A 15,688-nucleotide genomic window follows, 5' to 3' on the forward strand; every position below is an offset into this window, starting at 1 on the left:
CGCAGCACCCTGGCAAGCACGACACCCCTGAAGCACACGGCCGGCCACGGGAACATGGCAATTCCGGAGCGCCCGGCGGAGCTCCGGGGAGGGACAGCGAGACGCCCGAACCCGGGGACGCCGGGGCACCGGGGCACCGGGGCACCGGGGCACCGGGGCACCGGGGCACACCAGGACACGGAAGCCTCGGGCCACCGGGCCACAGGAGCCCTCGGGACCCCGCCTCACAGCGTCCTGGGCGCCTCCCGGGCCTCACGGACCCCCGGACACTCCCCGGATCCCGGATCCCGCCGGCATGGTCGTCGCCGATGTGAGCGTCATCGCGGAGCGTCCTGGACGAGTTGGACCCCTATATGGAAAGCCCCGCGCACGAATCCGTGGGCGGGGCTGAGAGAATCAAATCTTGATCAGATGAAGATGCAGGCCGAACGCCTGGTGCCTATGGGTGGACCTAGGTGGACTTGAACCACCGGCCTCTTCCTTATCAGGGAAGCGCTCTAACCGACTGAGCTATAGGTCCTGGCTTCTGATGAGAGTACAGGATGGCGACGGCTCCGTGACGGCCGCCGCCCCCTGAATTCCGGCGGATCGGCTACTGGTCGCTCAAGGTGACCTCGAGCCCGCCGATCATGTCCGCGCAGAGGTTGTAGAGCAGTGCGCCCAGGGTCGCCAGCGCCGTCATCAGGACGACGTTGATCGCCCCGACCAGCAGGGTGATCTGCATCGCCCGCCCGAAGGACAGCCAGCCTGAGACGTTGGCGTTCGTGCCGTCGGTCAGGGTGTCAGCGGCCTTGGTGACGCTGTCGAAGACCCCGATCGAGTTCAGCACGAACCACAGCACCGCCACGGCGACAATCATGATCAGGAAGACGCACAACGAGAACGCGAACGAGAGCCTGGTCACCGAGAGCGGTTCCACCCTGGAGACCCGCAGGCGGGCGCGCCGGCCACCGGCGGGGCCCCGGCGTGGGCCCTGGCCGGCGGTGTCCCGCCCCGGCTCACGGCCGCCCGGCTGCTGCTGACCCCGCGGGGGACCACCCTGTGGTCCAGGAGCACCGCCGGGCCGGCCGTGGTCGGCGTCGTCGACCCGGTCGAACGGCTCGGTGGACAGACCGTTCGGGCCCACACCTCCGGACGTCGGCAGCGGCCCTGGCGGCGTCCCAGGGCGGTCGTAGGGGGCTGTGCGGCCCGCCGGCGGCGCCTGCCGGGTCGACGGAGTGGCTGCCCGCACCGGTTCAGGGGTGGGGCGGCGCTCGGCGGGCATGCGGTCGGTGACCGCGCCGCGATCCGGGGAGGTCTTCACGTCCGCGCCGACGCGGTCCGCCGGGGGCTTCGAGCCCCGCTTGGGCAGGTTCGGTCGCACCAGCGAGATCGTGTCGCTGTCCCGGGGTGGGTCGACCGGTGTGCCGGGGCGTGCCGCCGGGCTTCTGACGGTGGTCTGCGCATCGGGCTTTCTCGTCGTCTCGGCTCTGGATGTATCCGGGCGAGCGGCGTCCGGTCGGGCGGCGTCCGCTCGCGTGCCCGTTCGGGATGCCCCCTTGCCAGCCGCCGGGGCAGCGTCCTTGGAGGTGCCCGCGCCGGCCCCGCGGGTCGCCTCGGTCGGCTTCCTGCCGTCGCCCGCCGGCCTGGCCGCGTCCGCGTCGCGGGCGGGCTGCCGGCCGGCTGGCGGCCGTGATGTCTCGTCGGGGTCGGAGTCACCGCCGCGCGGCGCGGGGGCCGCGCGGTCCGTCCCGCCGCCGGTGCCGGCCGAGGACGAGCCCGGAACGGTCGCCGAGGCGCTCAGCAGCTTGGGCTCTGCCGTCCCGCCGACGCCGAGGCGTGTCGTCTGACTGGTCTGGCCACCCGCACCGTCCCGGTCGGACGGGTCGTTCTCGTCCCGCCCGGGACGCTGGAAGAACGGGCTCGCCGCCCCGCCCGCGCCCGCACCGCTTGCGCCCGTGCCACGCGCGGGCGACGCCGATCCGGAGGTGCCGGGCGACGCCGATCCGGGGGCACCCTTTCCGGGCGATGCCGATCCGGAGGAGGGCCGGGACGGACCGCGTGAACCCGATCCAGCCCCGCCCCCCGCGGCCGGACGCCCCTCCCCCGAGCGGCCCTCAGCGGGACGGCCATCGGTCCCGGGACGCCCGTCGGCGGGACGGCCGGTGCCGGGGAGGAACGCGCGCTTGGACTCTCCGTCGGCCTTTCCCGGTGTCGAGCGGGGACCACCCACACCGCCCCCCGCCGCCGAGCTCACGCCGGTTCCGGAGCCGGTTGTCCCGGGAGCTCCCTTGCCGATCCCAGTTCCGGAACCGGCACCGGAACCCACGCCTGGTGCCGCGCCCACGGGCCCGGCCTTCGCCGTGCCGGACCGGCTGGAACCAGCCGCGGAGGCACCGCCGGCGGTGGTACCGCCAGCCGCGGCGCGCCCGGCGGCGGTACCACCGACAGGCGCGCCACCGGCCACGGCCGCGGTGCGCTGCTCCGGACGGGCCGGGGATGCGCGGTGGACGGCCGACCGGGCGGGCCGGTCATTCTGACTGTCGCTCACGGATTCTCCCCGTCCACTCCTGGTCGCACGTGTGGCTTCACGCCCGTGGTCCTGGCATGCCACCGACGACGCGCGCCGTGGCCGCCCGGGACGTCACGTCACCGGCTTCAGCCCGCCGTGCCGTCCGACCCGGCGGTCTCGCCGTCGCCGTCACTGTCGTTGGCATCAGCATTGCGCGCCACACCGACCACCTGCACACCGGCCTCCAGGTCGATGAGCCGTACGCCCATCGTCTGCCGTTGTGCCCGGCGAACATCCTTCGCTACGGTACGCAACACACCGCCATTGGATGTGATGGCGTAGAGCTGGTCGTTCGGCTCCACGACGAGCGCCCCGACCAGACCGCCCCGGGTCGACACGATCTTCGCCGTGAGGACCCCCTTGCCGCCTCGGCCCTGGATGGGGTACTCGGCGAGCGGCGTCCGCTTCGCGTAGCCGCCACTGGTCGCGACCAGCAGATCCGCGGGGCTCTCCGGCATGACGACGTCCATCGAGAGCAGTTCGTCGGCATCGTCGAACCGCATGCCGATCACGCCGGACGTCGCCCGTCCCATCGGCCGCAGCTGCTCGTCGTCGGCGTGGAATCGGATGGACTGGGCGTTGCGGCTGACCAGCAGCAGGTCGTCACCGGGAGCGACGAGACGGGCGGAAATCAGCTCGTCGTCGTCGCGCAGGTTGATGGCGACCAGGCCGCCGGCGCGGTTGGAGTCGAAGTCGGTCAGCGCCGTCTTCTTGCACAGGCCGCGCTTGGTGGCGAGCACCAGGTAGGGGGCGGCCTGGTAGTCCTGGATCGCCATCACCTCGGCGATCCGCTCGTCCTGGCTGAAGGCGAGGATGTTCGCGACGTGCTGCCCCTTGGCGCTGCGCGCCTGCTCGGGCAGCTCGTGCGCCTTCGCCCGGTAGACCCGGCCCTTGTTGGTGAAGAACAGCAGCCAGTGGTGCGTCGTCGTGACGAAGAAGTGCTCGACGATGTCGTCCTCGCGCAGCGCCGCGCCCTGCACGCCCTTGCCGCCGCGCTTCTGCGAGCGGTAGAGGTCGGTCTTGGTCCGCTTGGCATACCCGCCGCGGGTCACCGTGACGACGACGTCCTCGCGGGCGATGAGGTCCTCGACGGACATGTCGCCCTCGAACGGGACGAGCCGCGTCCGCCGCTCGTCGCCGAACTTCTCGACGACCTCGGCCAGCTCCTGACCGATGATCTCGCGCTGCCGCGCCGGCGAGGCGAGGATCGCCTCCAGCTCGTCGATCTTGGCGCGCAGCTCGGCGGCCTCGTCGATGATGCGCTGACGCTCGAGGAACGCCAGGCGGCGCAGCTGCATGTCGAGGATCGCGGTGGCCTGGATCTCGGAGAGCGAGAAGCGCTCCATGAGCTGGCCGCGTGCGACCTCCGCCGACTCCGCGTTGCGGATGAGGGCGATGACCTCGTCCAGGTGGTCGAGCGCGATCAGCAGACCGTCGAGGACGTGCAGCCGCTCGCGGGCCTTGCGCAGCTGGTAGCGGGTCCGCCGGACGATCACGTCGACCTGGTGCTCGACGTAGTAGGAGATCATCTGGTCGAGGCGCAGGGTGCGCGGCACGCCGTCGACGATCGCCAGCATGTTGACGCCGAAGGTGTCCTGCAGCTGGGTGTGCTTGTACAGGTTGTTCAGCACGACCTTGGCGACGGCGTCGCGCTTGAGGTCGATGACGAGCCGCTGCCCGATGCGCGCGGACGTCTCGTCACGGACGTCCGAGATGCCGGTGACCTTGTTGTCCCGGACGAGCTCGGCGATCTTCTCGGCGAGGTTGTCCGGGTTGACCTGGTACGGCAGCTCGGTGACGACGAGCTGGGTCCGGCCCTTGTTCTCCTCGACGTTGACGACGGCGCGCATCCGGATGCTGCCGCGACCGGTGCGGTAGGCATCCTCGATGCCGTTGCGCCCGACGATCAGGCCGTGGGTCGGGAAGTCCGGGCCCTTGATGATGCCGAGGAGCGCCTCGAGCAGCTCCTCGGCGGTGGCATCCGGGTGATCCAGTGCCCACTGGACGCCCTTGGCGACCTCAACCAGGTTGTGCGGCGGGATGTTGGTCGCCATGCCGACGGCGATGCCGCCCGCGCCGTTCACCAACAGGTTGGGGAAGCGACTGGGCAGGACGAGCGGCTCCTGTGAGCGGCCGTCGTAGTTCGGCGCGAAGTCGACCGTCTCCTGGTCGATGTCGCGCAGCATCTCCATGGCCAGCGGCGCCATCCGGGCCTCGGTGTACCGCATGGCGGCGGGCGGGTCGTTGCCCGGTGAGCCGAAGTTGCCGTTACCGTCGACCAGTGGGTAACGCAGCGACCACGGCTGGGCGAGGCGGACGAGCGTGTCGTAGATCGCCGAGTCGCCGTGCGGGTGGTAGTTACCCATGACGTCACCGACGACGCGGGAGCACTTGAAGTACCCCCGGTCAGGCCGGTAACCGCCGTCGTACATCGCGTACAGGACCCTGCGGTGGACGGGCTTCAACCCGTCACGCACCTCCGGCAGGGCACGGCCGACGATGACGGACATGGCGTAGTCGAGGTACGACCGCTGCATCTCGACTTCGATGCCGATGGGTTCGATGCGGTCGCCGGGGGGCGGGGGTAGGACGTCGACCACGGGGTCCTTCCAGGCAGTGGGGGCGATGAGTCGGCTGGGGCGGGCCGGGCGCCGGGTCGCGGGGATGGCCCGGTCCGGGCCACGCCTTCCGCGGGCCGCTCACTCGCAGGTCCGCCGGGATCGGAGTCGATGTGCCAGGCTGCCGGGACGGGTCGATCGGCCCGGTCAGCCCGGACCCGCCCCAGCGCAGGCTGGCTCAGATGTCCAGGAAGCGCACGTCCTTCGCGTTGCGCTGGATGAAGCTGCGCCGCGCGTCGACGTCCTCGCCCATCAGGACCGAGAACAGTTCGTCGGCGACAGCGGCGTCGTCGAGCGTCACCTGGAGCAGGATCCGCTTGTCCGGGTCCATGGTGGTGTCCCAGAGCTCGGTGGCGTTCATCTCGCCGAGACCCTTGAATCGCTGGATCGCGTCCTTGGGCAGTTTGCGGCCGGCCTCGACGCCCTGTTCGAGCAGGCCGTCGCGCTCCCGGTCGGAGTAGGCGTACTCCCAGTCCTCACGACCCCACTTGATCTTGTAGAGCGGGGGCTGCGCGAGGAAGACGTGCCCGGCCTCGACAAGCGGGCGCATGAACCGGAACAGCAGGGTGAGCAGCAGTGTGCGGATGTGCTGGCCGTCGACATCGGCGTCCGCCATCAGCACGATCTTGTGATAGCGCAGCTTGGCGATGTCGAAGTCGTCGTGGATACCGCAGCCCAACGCCTGGATGAGCGCCTGGACCTCGGTGTTCTTCAGAACCCGGTCGATGCGGGCCTTCTCCACGTTCAGGATCTTCCCGCGCAGCGGCAGGATCGCCTGGAACTTCGAGTCACGACCGCCCTTGGCCGAGCCGCCCGCCGAGTCACCCTCGACGATGTACAGCTCGCACCGCTCGGGGTCGGTGAACTGGCAGTCGGCGAGCTTGCCGGGCAGGCCCGTCCCGCCGAGCAGGCCCTTGCGCCGGGTGAGGTCACGGGCCTGGCGGGCGGCGATGCGGGCGCGCTGCGCGTCGAGCGCCTTGCTGACGATCGAGCGGGCCTCGGTGCGGTTGACCTCGAACCAGTCCTTGAGCGCCGAGTAGCACATCTCCTGGACGAACTTCTTGGCCTCGGTGTTGCCGAGCTTCGTCTTGGTCTGGCCCTCGAACTGCGGCTGCGCGAGCTTCACCGAGATGATCGCGGTGAGGCCCTCCCGGATGTCGTCGCCGGAGAGCCGCTCGTCGGAGTTCTTCGAACCGGCCTTGACCGGCTTGAGGAGGTTCTGGTCCTTCGCGTAGGCGTTGACCGCGCTGGTGAGGGCAGCACGGAAGCCCTCTTCGTGGGTTCCGCCCTCGTGGGTGTTGATCGTGTTCGCGAAGGTGTAGACCGACTCGTTGTAGCCGGAGTTCCACTGCATCGCGAGCTCGGCCTCGATGCCCGTGCCCTTGGACTCCAGCGAGATGACGCTGCGGTGGACCGCGTCCTTGGTCGCGTTGAGGTGACCGACGAAGTCGACCAGGCCGTTGTCGTACTTGAACGTGACCTCGGTCGGCTCGACTGCCTCGACCGGCTTGGCGGCCTCGGTCGGCTCCTCCGTGGTCGTGGCCGGGGCCGTGGCCTTGCCGCGCTCGTCCCGCAGGGTGATGGACAGGCCCTTGTTCAGGAACGCCATCTCCTGGAGGCGGCGGAAGAGCGTCTCGTACTTGTACGTGGTGGTTTCGAAAATCGTGGGGTCGGCCCAGAACGTGATGGTCGTACCGGTCTTCTTCGACGTGCCGGTCTGCGCCAGCGGCCGCGCGGGACGGGAGTTCTCGTAGGGCTGGAACCAGCTGTGGCCCTCGGTCTGGATCTCGACGTCGAGCCGGGTCGAGAGCGCGTTCACGACGCTCACGCCGACACCGTGCAGACCACCGGAGACCGCGTACGACTCGCCGTCGAACTTGCCGCCGGCGTGCAGCGTGGTGAGCACCAGCTCGACGGTCGGGATCTTCTTGACGGGGTGTTCGCCGACCGGGATCCCGCGGCCGTTGTCCGTGACGCGTACGCCGCCGTCGGCCAGCAGGGTCACGCTGATCGTGTCACAGTAGCCAGCGAGCGCCTCGTCCACCGCGTTGTCCACGACCTCGTAGACCAGGTGGTGCAGGCCCCGTTCCCCGGTGGAGCCGATGTACATGCCGGGGCGCTTGCGTACCGCTTCGAGACCCTCGAGAACCTTGATCGAACTAGCGTCGTAGGCCACGCGGCAGGTCCCCTCGTTCTGGACGGAAGTACCACTCAGTCTACCTGGCAACCCGCCGTAACGGACGCAAGGTGCCGTCTCAGCCGTGCGCAGGGCCCCGAACTTCGACCCGGTGACCTCCCCTACCGGCTCCGCGCCGCCCGCAGTCTTGCGCGCCTCTGCGACCGGCGGGCGGCTGAAGCCGCGTCCCGGCGGCCCCGCGGACCCGTTTCCGGGCCCGCCAGCACCCTTCCGACTTGGCCGGGGTGGCCCTCGGCGTGATCTCCGGGATGCGCCGGGAGCTGGTCCGTCATCCGTATGTGTCCCGCGGGCCACGGCCGCCCGACGCGTACATGCCGCCGTGGTTCCATGACGGTGCGGCCGGGCCCCGCACCGTGATGCGCCGGACGACGTGCGGCCCGAGTTCCTTGCGGAGAATGCCGAGAATCTGCCGGGAGAGCATGCGCAGCTGCGTTGCCCAGGCCGTCGACTCGGCGACCAGCTCCAGTTCCCCGTCCCGCAGCGAGACCGGGGAACAGTGCGCCGCGATGTTCGGCCCCACCAGGACATCCCACCGCGCCAGTACCGACGCGTCAGTCGCCCGCGTCTGCCAGCCGCGCTCGGCGACGAGGCGCGCGACGGCCGAACCGAAGTTCATCGGCGTCCGCCACTCCCGGCCCGGCGCGGCGATGCCCGGCAGCCGTTGGCGCGCGGGCGGATCGCCGGAGTCATCCCGCCTACGACGCCCGGCCGCACCGCCACGGCCGCCACTGCCGTCACCCGCCCCGCCACCTGGGCGGGTCGTCCCCCGCGCTCGCGCGTCCTGTTTCGCCCGCGCGAGCATCTGCCGGGCGAGATCGGCCCCGCGCACCGCGGGCGAGCCTGCGTCAGGAACGGCCTGCGGCGCCTGCGCGCGCGGCGTTCCCGCCGCGGACGGCTTCGCCCGCGAGGGCGCCGACGAATCGCGCCCTGCCGGCCCGGACACCGGAGGCCGCGCGGTCGGCGGGAACATTCCCGCGCGGTCGGCTGGTCCGTCGGCCAGTCCGTCAGCCGGCACGGCACACCTCCCCGGAGACCACCTCGAAGCGCACACCGGCAAGCTCCGCCGGCACATCCGCGTCGACCGCCGCGGTCACGAGTACCTGCTCGGCGTCAGCGACCAGGGCGGCCAGCCGCACGCGACGGCGGGTGTCCAGCTCCGCGAACACGTCGTCGAGCAGCAGCACCGGTTCCCGGTCGTCCGCGCGGAGCAGTTCGAACGAGGCCAGCCGCAGCGCGAGCGCCAGCGACCAGGACTCGCCGTGGCTGGCATAGCCACGCGCCGGCCGCCCGTTCACTGACAACAGCAGATCGTCACGATGTGGACCGACCAGCGTCACACCGCGCTCGATCTCCTGGGTGCGCACCGCCGCGAGACCGGCGAGGATCGCCTCTTCGAGCGCCGCCCGAGTCGCCGCGCCGCCGACGGCACCTCCCCCATGGCCAACCTCTGCGCGGCCGGCTTCCGTGCGACCGTCACCCGCGCGGCCAGTCTCGGTGTCGCCGACCTCGGTGTCGCCCGCACCGCCGTTCCCGCTCGCGGGGTCACCCGAGCCACTCGGGTGATTCGGGCTGGCGCCGGTTCCGTTCCGGCCGGCGTCCCCGTCCGGCTCGCCCAGGCCAGCTCGGCCTGGCGACAAGGCCCGATCGGGTGACGAATCGAGCGTCACGGTCGAGCGGTACTCGATGCCGGTGGGCGCGTCCTGGCCCGCGACCGCGGCGTAGGCGCTCTCGACCCGCGGCCGCAGCTCCTCGACCAGCGCCAGGCGGGCCGCGAGCAGCTCCGCGCCGTGGTCGGCGAGATGCCTGTCCCAGACGTCGAGCGTGCGCAGGTCGCCCCGGCCACCGGCGCGGCGGGCGGCTCCCGCCGACCGCAGGAGCGCCGAGCGCTGCTTGAGCACCCGGTCGTAGTCGGACTGCACCGCCGCCATCCGCGGCGACCGCGCGACCAGCAGGTCGTCGAGGAACCGCCGCCGCTCGGCCGGGTCGCCCTTCACCAGCGCGAGGTCCTCCGGGGCGAAAAGGACCGTGGCGAGCAGTCCCGCCACGTCGCGGGCCCGGGCCACTGGGGCGCGGTTCAGGCGGACCCTGTTCGCCTTCCCGGGCACGATCTGCATCTCGACCAGCGCGGCCCGGTCACCGCGCACGATCCGGGCCCGAACAACGGCCTGCCCGCACCCCTCGCGGACGAGCGGAGCATCGTTCGCGACACGATGGCTACCCAACGTGGCGACGAATCCGATCGCTTCGATCAGGTTCGTCTTGCCCTGACCGTTCGAACCCACGAACGTCGTGACACCTGGCTCGAGGACGAGGTCCAGCCGGGCGTACGAGCGGAAGTCGGTCAGGGACAGGTGGGTGAGATGCACGTCACCCGTTGAGTCGGATCGGCATCAGCAGGTAGCGGTAGTCGGGGATCTCGGTCTGGTCGTCGCCGCCCTTGCCGGTGAGGATCGCGGGCTTGCTCGCGGCAAGCGCGGCGTCCTCGGCGCTGGCGAACCCGATCCGGACGATGTCGGACTCGAGCGCGCCGAGGGCGTCGAGCAGGTAGGCGGGGTTGAAGGCGACCGTGAGTTCAGGCCCGTCATAGGTGACGGGCAGAGTCTCGGACGCCTGGGCCTCGCCGCCGGTACCTGCCTCGAGGACGAGGTGGTCGGGGGTGAACGTCAGCTGCACCGGGGCGGTGCGGGCCGCGACGAGCGCGACGCGCTTGACCGCCTCGGTGAGGGGAGCTATCTCGAGCTGGGCGATCAGCGGTGAGCTGTCGGGCAGCAACTTGCGGTAGGGCGGGAAGGTGCCCTCGAGCAGACGCGTGGTGGTCTGGCGGGTGTTGCCGGCGAAACCGGCGAGCGTCTCCCCGGAGGGACCGGTGCCGAGCGCGACGGCGACCTCGACGCCCGAGCCGGACAGGCTCTTCGCCGTGTCGAGCAGGGTGCGGGCCGGGACGAGCGCGACGCCGGACGCATCGGGGCTCGCAGGGCGCCACTTGAGCGTGCGCACGGCGAGGCGGTAACGGTCGGTAGCGGCGAGGGTGAGCGTGTCGCCGTCGATCTCGAGACGCACGCCGGTGAGGACCGGCAGGGTGTCGTCACGGCCCGCGGCTACGGCGACCTGCGCGACGGCACTGCCGAACGCGGCGCCCTCGATGTGCCCGGTGATCTCCGGCATCGGCGGCAGGGTGGGGTAGTCGTCGACGGGCAGCATCGGTAGTGCGAACCGGGCGTTGCCGCAGGCGACGACGAGGCGGGTGCCGTCAACGTGGACGTCGACCGGCGCCGCGGGCAGGGAGCGGGTGATGTCCGCGAGCATCTTGCCGTTGACCAGGCCCCGGCCCTCTTCGGTGACGGTGGCGTCCAGCTCACCCTGCGCGGCGACCTCGTAGTCGAACGCGGCGACCTTGAGCGCCGGACCGGTGGCGTCGAGCAGCAGGCCGGCCAGGACCTGCAACTGCGTGGTCGCCCGGCTCGGCAGGGTGCGGGCCGTCCAGGCCACCGCGTCGGTGAATTCGTCCCGTTCCACGCGGAACCTCATGGACATGTCCTCCCGTCGTCCCGCGGTGGCCGTTCCCACGGCCGCTCGCGGAACTTGACATCACCGGCATAGCTACGCCGAGCCGAACACCTGACGCGCGCCGCCCGCCTCGTCGGCAGGGAGCGGGCAGTCGAGCACCAGCCTGACCCGATCCAGCATCCCAGAGCGCCACGAGCGGGCGGTGGGTGGTCTGTGTTCCGAGGGTGGCACACCGGGCTCGACGACCGGGCACACCCCCCGCACCGGCCGATCGAAGATCCGCGGCGAGCAGACCGGACGGCTGACCGTCGCGGTGGCGCCTGAAGGTCACCCGCGTCCGGGGTGTCCGGGGTGATCTTCCGCATCTCGCCAGGGGCCACACAGGTCGCGCTGATGCCACCGGTCGCATCGGTGGCGCTGGTCGTGCGGACCCGCGTTGGTGATCCGTCCACGTGCCGCGCAGCGGAGGAACGACTCCCGGACGGCGGTCGAGGTTTCGCGGGATGCCCCGACGGGGAGGCGACTGACCGAGGGCAGCGGCCGCATCGCTCCGTGCGCTCGTTTCGGGCAGCCAGGCCACACCATGATCGAAATTTGAGGTTGTCCCCAGCTCCTACTGCTTCGAGGTTTTGATCTCTCTGAAGAAGATCTAGTTCGTAGTAGTAGTAGGGGCTGTGGAAACTGTGGAAAACGGCCGTTTTCCCAGGTCAGACCCGCTGGGGCCCTGTGCGCATCCTGGGGGTGCCGATGTGGATGATCAAGGGGTTTATCCCCAGGGCTTGATCGATTCCACAGGTGACCCTCAGATGCACACAGGCTGTACACACGTTCATCCACTGGCTACCCACAGGTTACGAGGCCACTGTCCCCAGCTTCGAAGGCCACTTGGAGTCCGCCTGGAACCCGCTCGACGATCGGCCCGCCGCGCTCGAGCGGTCGACTCCGGTTCTTCGCAGGTCGGGAATCACCTGTTATCCACAGCCTTTTCCACAAGCTGTGGGTGAATGCCACGCAGTGGGCTCTCAACCGTTTCGGTCACCCCACCCGTTCTCCGCCGACTCGGTCCTCCGCTCGCGGCGCCGACCGAGAACGCCCCGCTCGGATGCGGACTCGGATCGGCACCCCCGCTCGGACAGGACTCAGACTCCGACCAGACGTCTGTTCGGACCGGGCCCGGACCGGACTCGAGCTCGAACCTGAACGCAGGCTTAACCCCGGACGCGGAGCCGGATGCGCACTGGACGAGCACCGGACCCGAACGCCGATGTGCACTCGGAGTCGCGCCCGGGCCTGGACGCGCGTGGACACCAGTGCACTGGCTGGCCCGGACTGTGGGATTTCCTCCGCCCAGCCCTAGCGCGTCGAATGTTCGTGTCGGTTCGGCTCCCGTGTCCGGTCGGCCCTGTGTCGCTGTGTCCGGGTGTCCGGTCGGCCCGTGTCCGGCGGCCCTGTGCCCGCCCAGTGTCCCCGTGTCCCCGTGTCCCCGCGGCTCGCCGACTCCCCGGCCGCTCGAGGCCTGCACGACGCGGCTCGGGGTTCGTGCGGTGTTGGTTGTGGTTTGCATGTCGTCTTGCGGGGGTTTCCGTCGGACTCGGTGGTCGCAGCGGAACGGTCGGACGATGCGAGGGTGTCGCGGCGGGCCGGGCTTGGCTGACACATTCGCGTCGGAATCCCGGGCGAACACCGGATCCCGGGCGAACACCGGATTGGGACCCGGCGCGATGCGCCGGTCGCTCACGTCGCGCGAGGATTCGGCAGCCGGCGCTGTGCATTGCGCGCGGAGCCGTTCGAGCCAGGAGTTTCGGGAAAATCCGGAATCAGAAGTCCGGCAAAAGTGTCAAAGCCCCCACGCGGCCTCCCCGGCCCGGCAGCGCAAGAACCTCAACCCGAACAAAGTGGTCGCTCCGGTTTCTGCCGTGGCAGGTGGAGTTCGGTGTGCGGGCACGTGCCGGGCACGGTGCCACGGCCAGAGCCAGGGCCTCGAGACGAATCCGCCCCGGACGTGATTCCGGCCCCGGAGCGGGATCAAAGATGAAGCCGCCCCCGGACGCGTCGCCGCCCCCGGGCGCTACGCCAAGCGGCTCAGTCGATGCAGAGTGTGCACACCGAAGGGTGCCGAGAGTGATCGAGAGTCAGGCGTGTCGGGCCTGGGCGCGGATGCGGTTGGTCAGTTCGGTCACCTGGTTGTAGATCGCCCGGCGTTCGGCCATCAGACCGCGGATCTTCCGGTTGGCGTGCATCACGGTGGTGTGGTCCCGTCCGCCGAAGTGCTGGCCGATCTTCGGGAGGGACAGGTCGGTGAGCTCACGGCAGAGGTACATCGCGATCTGACGGGCTGTCACCAGGACCCGGCTGCGCGACGTCCCGCACAGGTCCTCCATGGAGACACCGAAGTACGCCGCGGTGGCGTTCATGATGGCCGCGGCGGTGATCTCCGGGTTGGCCGCGTCAGGGATGAGGTCGCGCAGCACGATCTCGGCGAGTGTGCGGTCGACGTGGGACTTGTTCAGGCTGGCGAAGGCCGCGACCCGGATGAGCGCCCCTTCGAGTTCGCGGATGTTGCGCTCGATGTGTGTGGCGATGTACTCGAGGACGTCCGGGGGGACCGGCAGCCGCTCGGTGGCGGCCTTCTTCGAGAGGATGGCGATCCGTGTCTCGAGGTCGGGCGGCGTGACGTCGGTGATCAGCCCCCACTCGAATCGGCTGCGCAGGCGGTCCTCGAGGGCCGAGAGCTGCTTGGGCGAGCGGTCCGAGCTGATGACGATCTGCTTCTCGGTGTCGTGCAGGACGTTGAAGGTGTGGAAGAACTCCTCCTGCGTCCGCTCCTTGTTCTCGAGGAACTGGATGTCGTCCACCAACAGGACGTCGATGTCGCGGTAGCGACGCTGGAACGCGAGCTGACGGTCGTCGCGGATCGAGGCGATGAAGTCGTTGGTGAACTCCTCCATGCTCACATATTTGATCTTGCTCTCAGGATAGAGCTTGACCGTGTAGTGGCCGATCGCGTGCAGCAGGTGAGTCTTGCCCAGCCCGGAGTCACCGTAGATGAACAGCGGGTTGTAGGCCTTCGCCGGGGCCTCCGCGACCGCCACGGCGGCGGCGTGTGGGAAGCGGTTGCTGTCACCGATGACGAAGGTCTCGAACAGGTAGCGGGGATTGAGCCGGGCTGGTTCGGACGGGCGAGGCGACGGGTCGCGGCCCAGGCCCGGGGCCATCCGCCCGGGGGGCGCCCCGTCGACCCGACCCTCGAGACGTCCGTCGAGACGATCTTCGCTCCGGCGGTCCTCGCCTCGGTGTTCCTCCCCCGGCCGGAGCTCGTGGCCGGTTCCGAGTAGCGAGCGGGGGCCGCCGCCGGGGTCGGTGCCCGGGAGAGTGAGGGGACCGGTCATCGGTTCCGGGTCCGGCGTGTGCTCGACGGTGACCGCGACCCGGATCTCCCGGCCGTAGGCCGTGGACAACGCGGTGGAGAGGAACGGTCGCAGCCGGGAGTCGAGCAGGTCCTTCGTGAACTCGTTCGGCGCGGCGAGCAGCGCGGTGTCCTGGACGAGGCCGAGTGGACGGGTCAGCCTCAGCCACGCGCGCTGCTGGCCGGAGAGCGTCCCGTCCGCGACGCCCGCCACTGCCTGCTCCCACACCGCCGACAGGTCCGGCTCCGAGGTGGGCGCGGCTCCCCGGGACGGCTGACCGGCGACGGAGTCGGCGCTGAGGTCGGTCACAGGGGGGCTCCTTGTGGCTCTTCGTGGCTCTCGGGCGGGACCACACGACCGCCGGGAGCCGGAGTCGCTGGCTGGCACTGTGGTCACTTTGCGTCGGTGGGCGTCAGCTGTGTCGGGCCGGCGACACTGCCGACCGGCGGTGGGGCGGTTCCGGCCGGTGGTGCGGTGCCCGACCAGGTGGTGGTGCTGTGCCGACGACAGTGCCGTGCCGGCGGCGCCGCCGTGCCGGCGGGACCTGGCCGCTCGGGTGGACGCGGCCATCGGCCGACGACGCTGTCGGGCGGGCTGATCGGGGACGGGTGCCGCCGGTGGTTCAAGTCTGGTTCGTGTCCGGTTCGTGCGCTGGTGGTCGAGAGGTTCCCGGTGGTTAAGAGGGTGATGGTGACAGGATGCGCGGCTGTTGTGTAGCCGAGGATTGTTCCGTGTCGCCGCGGTCGATGGACGTGGACCCCCGGCGTGAGGGCACCGGACCCGCCGGGCGCGCGGGCGGCGTGCTGCTCCTCCGAAGGCGGTTCTCCACATCGTCGTCCACAACCTGTGCATGGACATGACACCGCATCCGGCGTGGCGTCGGCGACCGGCCCACGAAGTGGACGACAGCCGCGCGGACCACTGGGCGGACCACTCTAGGGGGTGCGCCGGCGAGACCGGTCGGTGATGGTGCCCCCACCCGCGTGGTCCCCTGCCCGTGGAGTCCGCCAGCGTCCGCCCATGGAGTCCGCGTGGTCGGAGGAGTGGCAGGCGGTTCACGGACCGGGTTGTGGACAGAGAGTCAGACGTTAACAGCCGTCCCGGGGCACCCGATCCAGGGTGCCCCCACGGTGTCTGTCCGGCAACCTTGTCGTGGCCTGTGGTCCGGACGGAGCCGGCGTTGGTGGCATCGTGTGTAGGCTAGGGCGAACCACGGCGGCGGTCGGCTCGTGGGCCTGGCTTTGTGCTGGGCCTGATCTCGCGGGCCTGACCTCACGGACGTGGGCTCCGGCGACAGGTCTCCTCGGCTGAGGGCTCCTGGCGGTCGGTCGCCCGGGTTCTGGTCCCGTCACCAAGGTTCCAGCCACGACCGGCGTCCAGCCGGTTTCCCACCCGCCTGCGTCTCCGG

The 15,688-nt window shown here is 70.6% G+C and carries 6 protein-coding genes, 1 tRNA gene and 1 pseudogene; all 8 read right to left on the reverse strand.

Annotated elements, in window-relative coordinates; all coding sequences use genetic code 11:
* Nucleotides 1-446: 446 nt before the first annotated feature.
* Nucleotides 447-520: transfer RNA gene (locus E0504_RS28030), tRNA-Ile, on the reverse strand.
* Nucleotides 521-592: 72 nt separating this feature from the next.
* On the reverse strand, nucleotides 593-2,530 hold the full coding sequence (locus E0504_RS52295; protein WP_243657649.1) for a DUF3566 domain-containing protein: 1,938 nt from the start codon (nucleotides 2,528-2,530) through the stop codon (nucleotides 593-595).
* A gap of 107 nt (nucleotides 2,531-2,637) precedes the next feature.
* The gene (gene gyrA / locus E0504_RS28045) at nucleotides 2,638-5,151 is read right to left on the reverse strand and encodes a DNA gyrase subunit A (RefSeq protein WP_112109229.1); all 2,514 of its coding nucleotides are present in this window, start codon (nucleotides 5,149-5,151) and stop codon (nucleotides 2,638-2,640) included.
* Nucleotides 5,152-5,347: 196 nt separating this feature from the next.
* Nucleotides 5,348-7,345 carry a DNA topoisomerase (ATP-hydrolyzing) subunit B gene (gyrB, locus tag E0504_RS28050; protein WP_112108062.1) on the reverse strand — a complete coding sequence of 666 codons (1,998 nt, stop codon included), beginning with the start codon at nucleotides 7,343-7,345 and terminating at the stop codon, nucleotides 5,348-5,350.
* A 289-nt stretch (nucleotides 7,346-7,634) separates the two neighbouring features.
* On the reverse strand, nucleotides 7,635-8,381 hold the full coding sequence (locus tag E0504_RS28055) for a DUF721 domain-containing protein (protein WP_235014457.1): 747 nt from the start codon (nucleotides 8,379-8,381) through the stop codon (nucleotides 7,635-7,637).
* Nucleotides 8,382-8,508: 127 nt separating this feature from the next.
* Nucleotides 8,509-9,732, reverse strand: a pseudogene (gene recF / locus E0504_RS28060) (DNA replication/repair protein RecF); the annotation flags it as partial.
* Nucleotide 9,733: 1 nt separating this feature from the next.
* On the reverse strand, nucleotides 9,734-10,894 hold the full coding sequence (gene dnaN / locus E0504_RS28065; RefSeq protein WP_112108064.1) for a DNA polymerase III subunit beta: 1,161 nt from the start codon (nucleotides 10,892-10,894) through the stop codon (nucleotides 9,734-9,736).
* Nucleotides 10,895-13,005: 2,111 nt separating this feature from the next.
* Nucleotides 13,006-14,589 (reverse strand): chromosomal replication initiator protein DnaA, encoded by a 1,584-nt coding sequence (gene dnaA, locus E0504_RS28070; protein ID WP_071065017.1) that lies wholly within the window; start codon nucleotides 14,587-14,589, stop codon nucleotides 13,006-13,008.
* Nucleotides 14,590-15,688 lie beyond the last annotated feature (1,099 nt).

This window comes from Parafrankia sp. BMG5.11 (genome assembly GCF_004337455.1).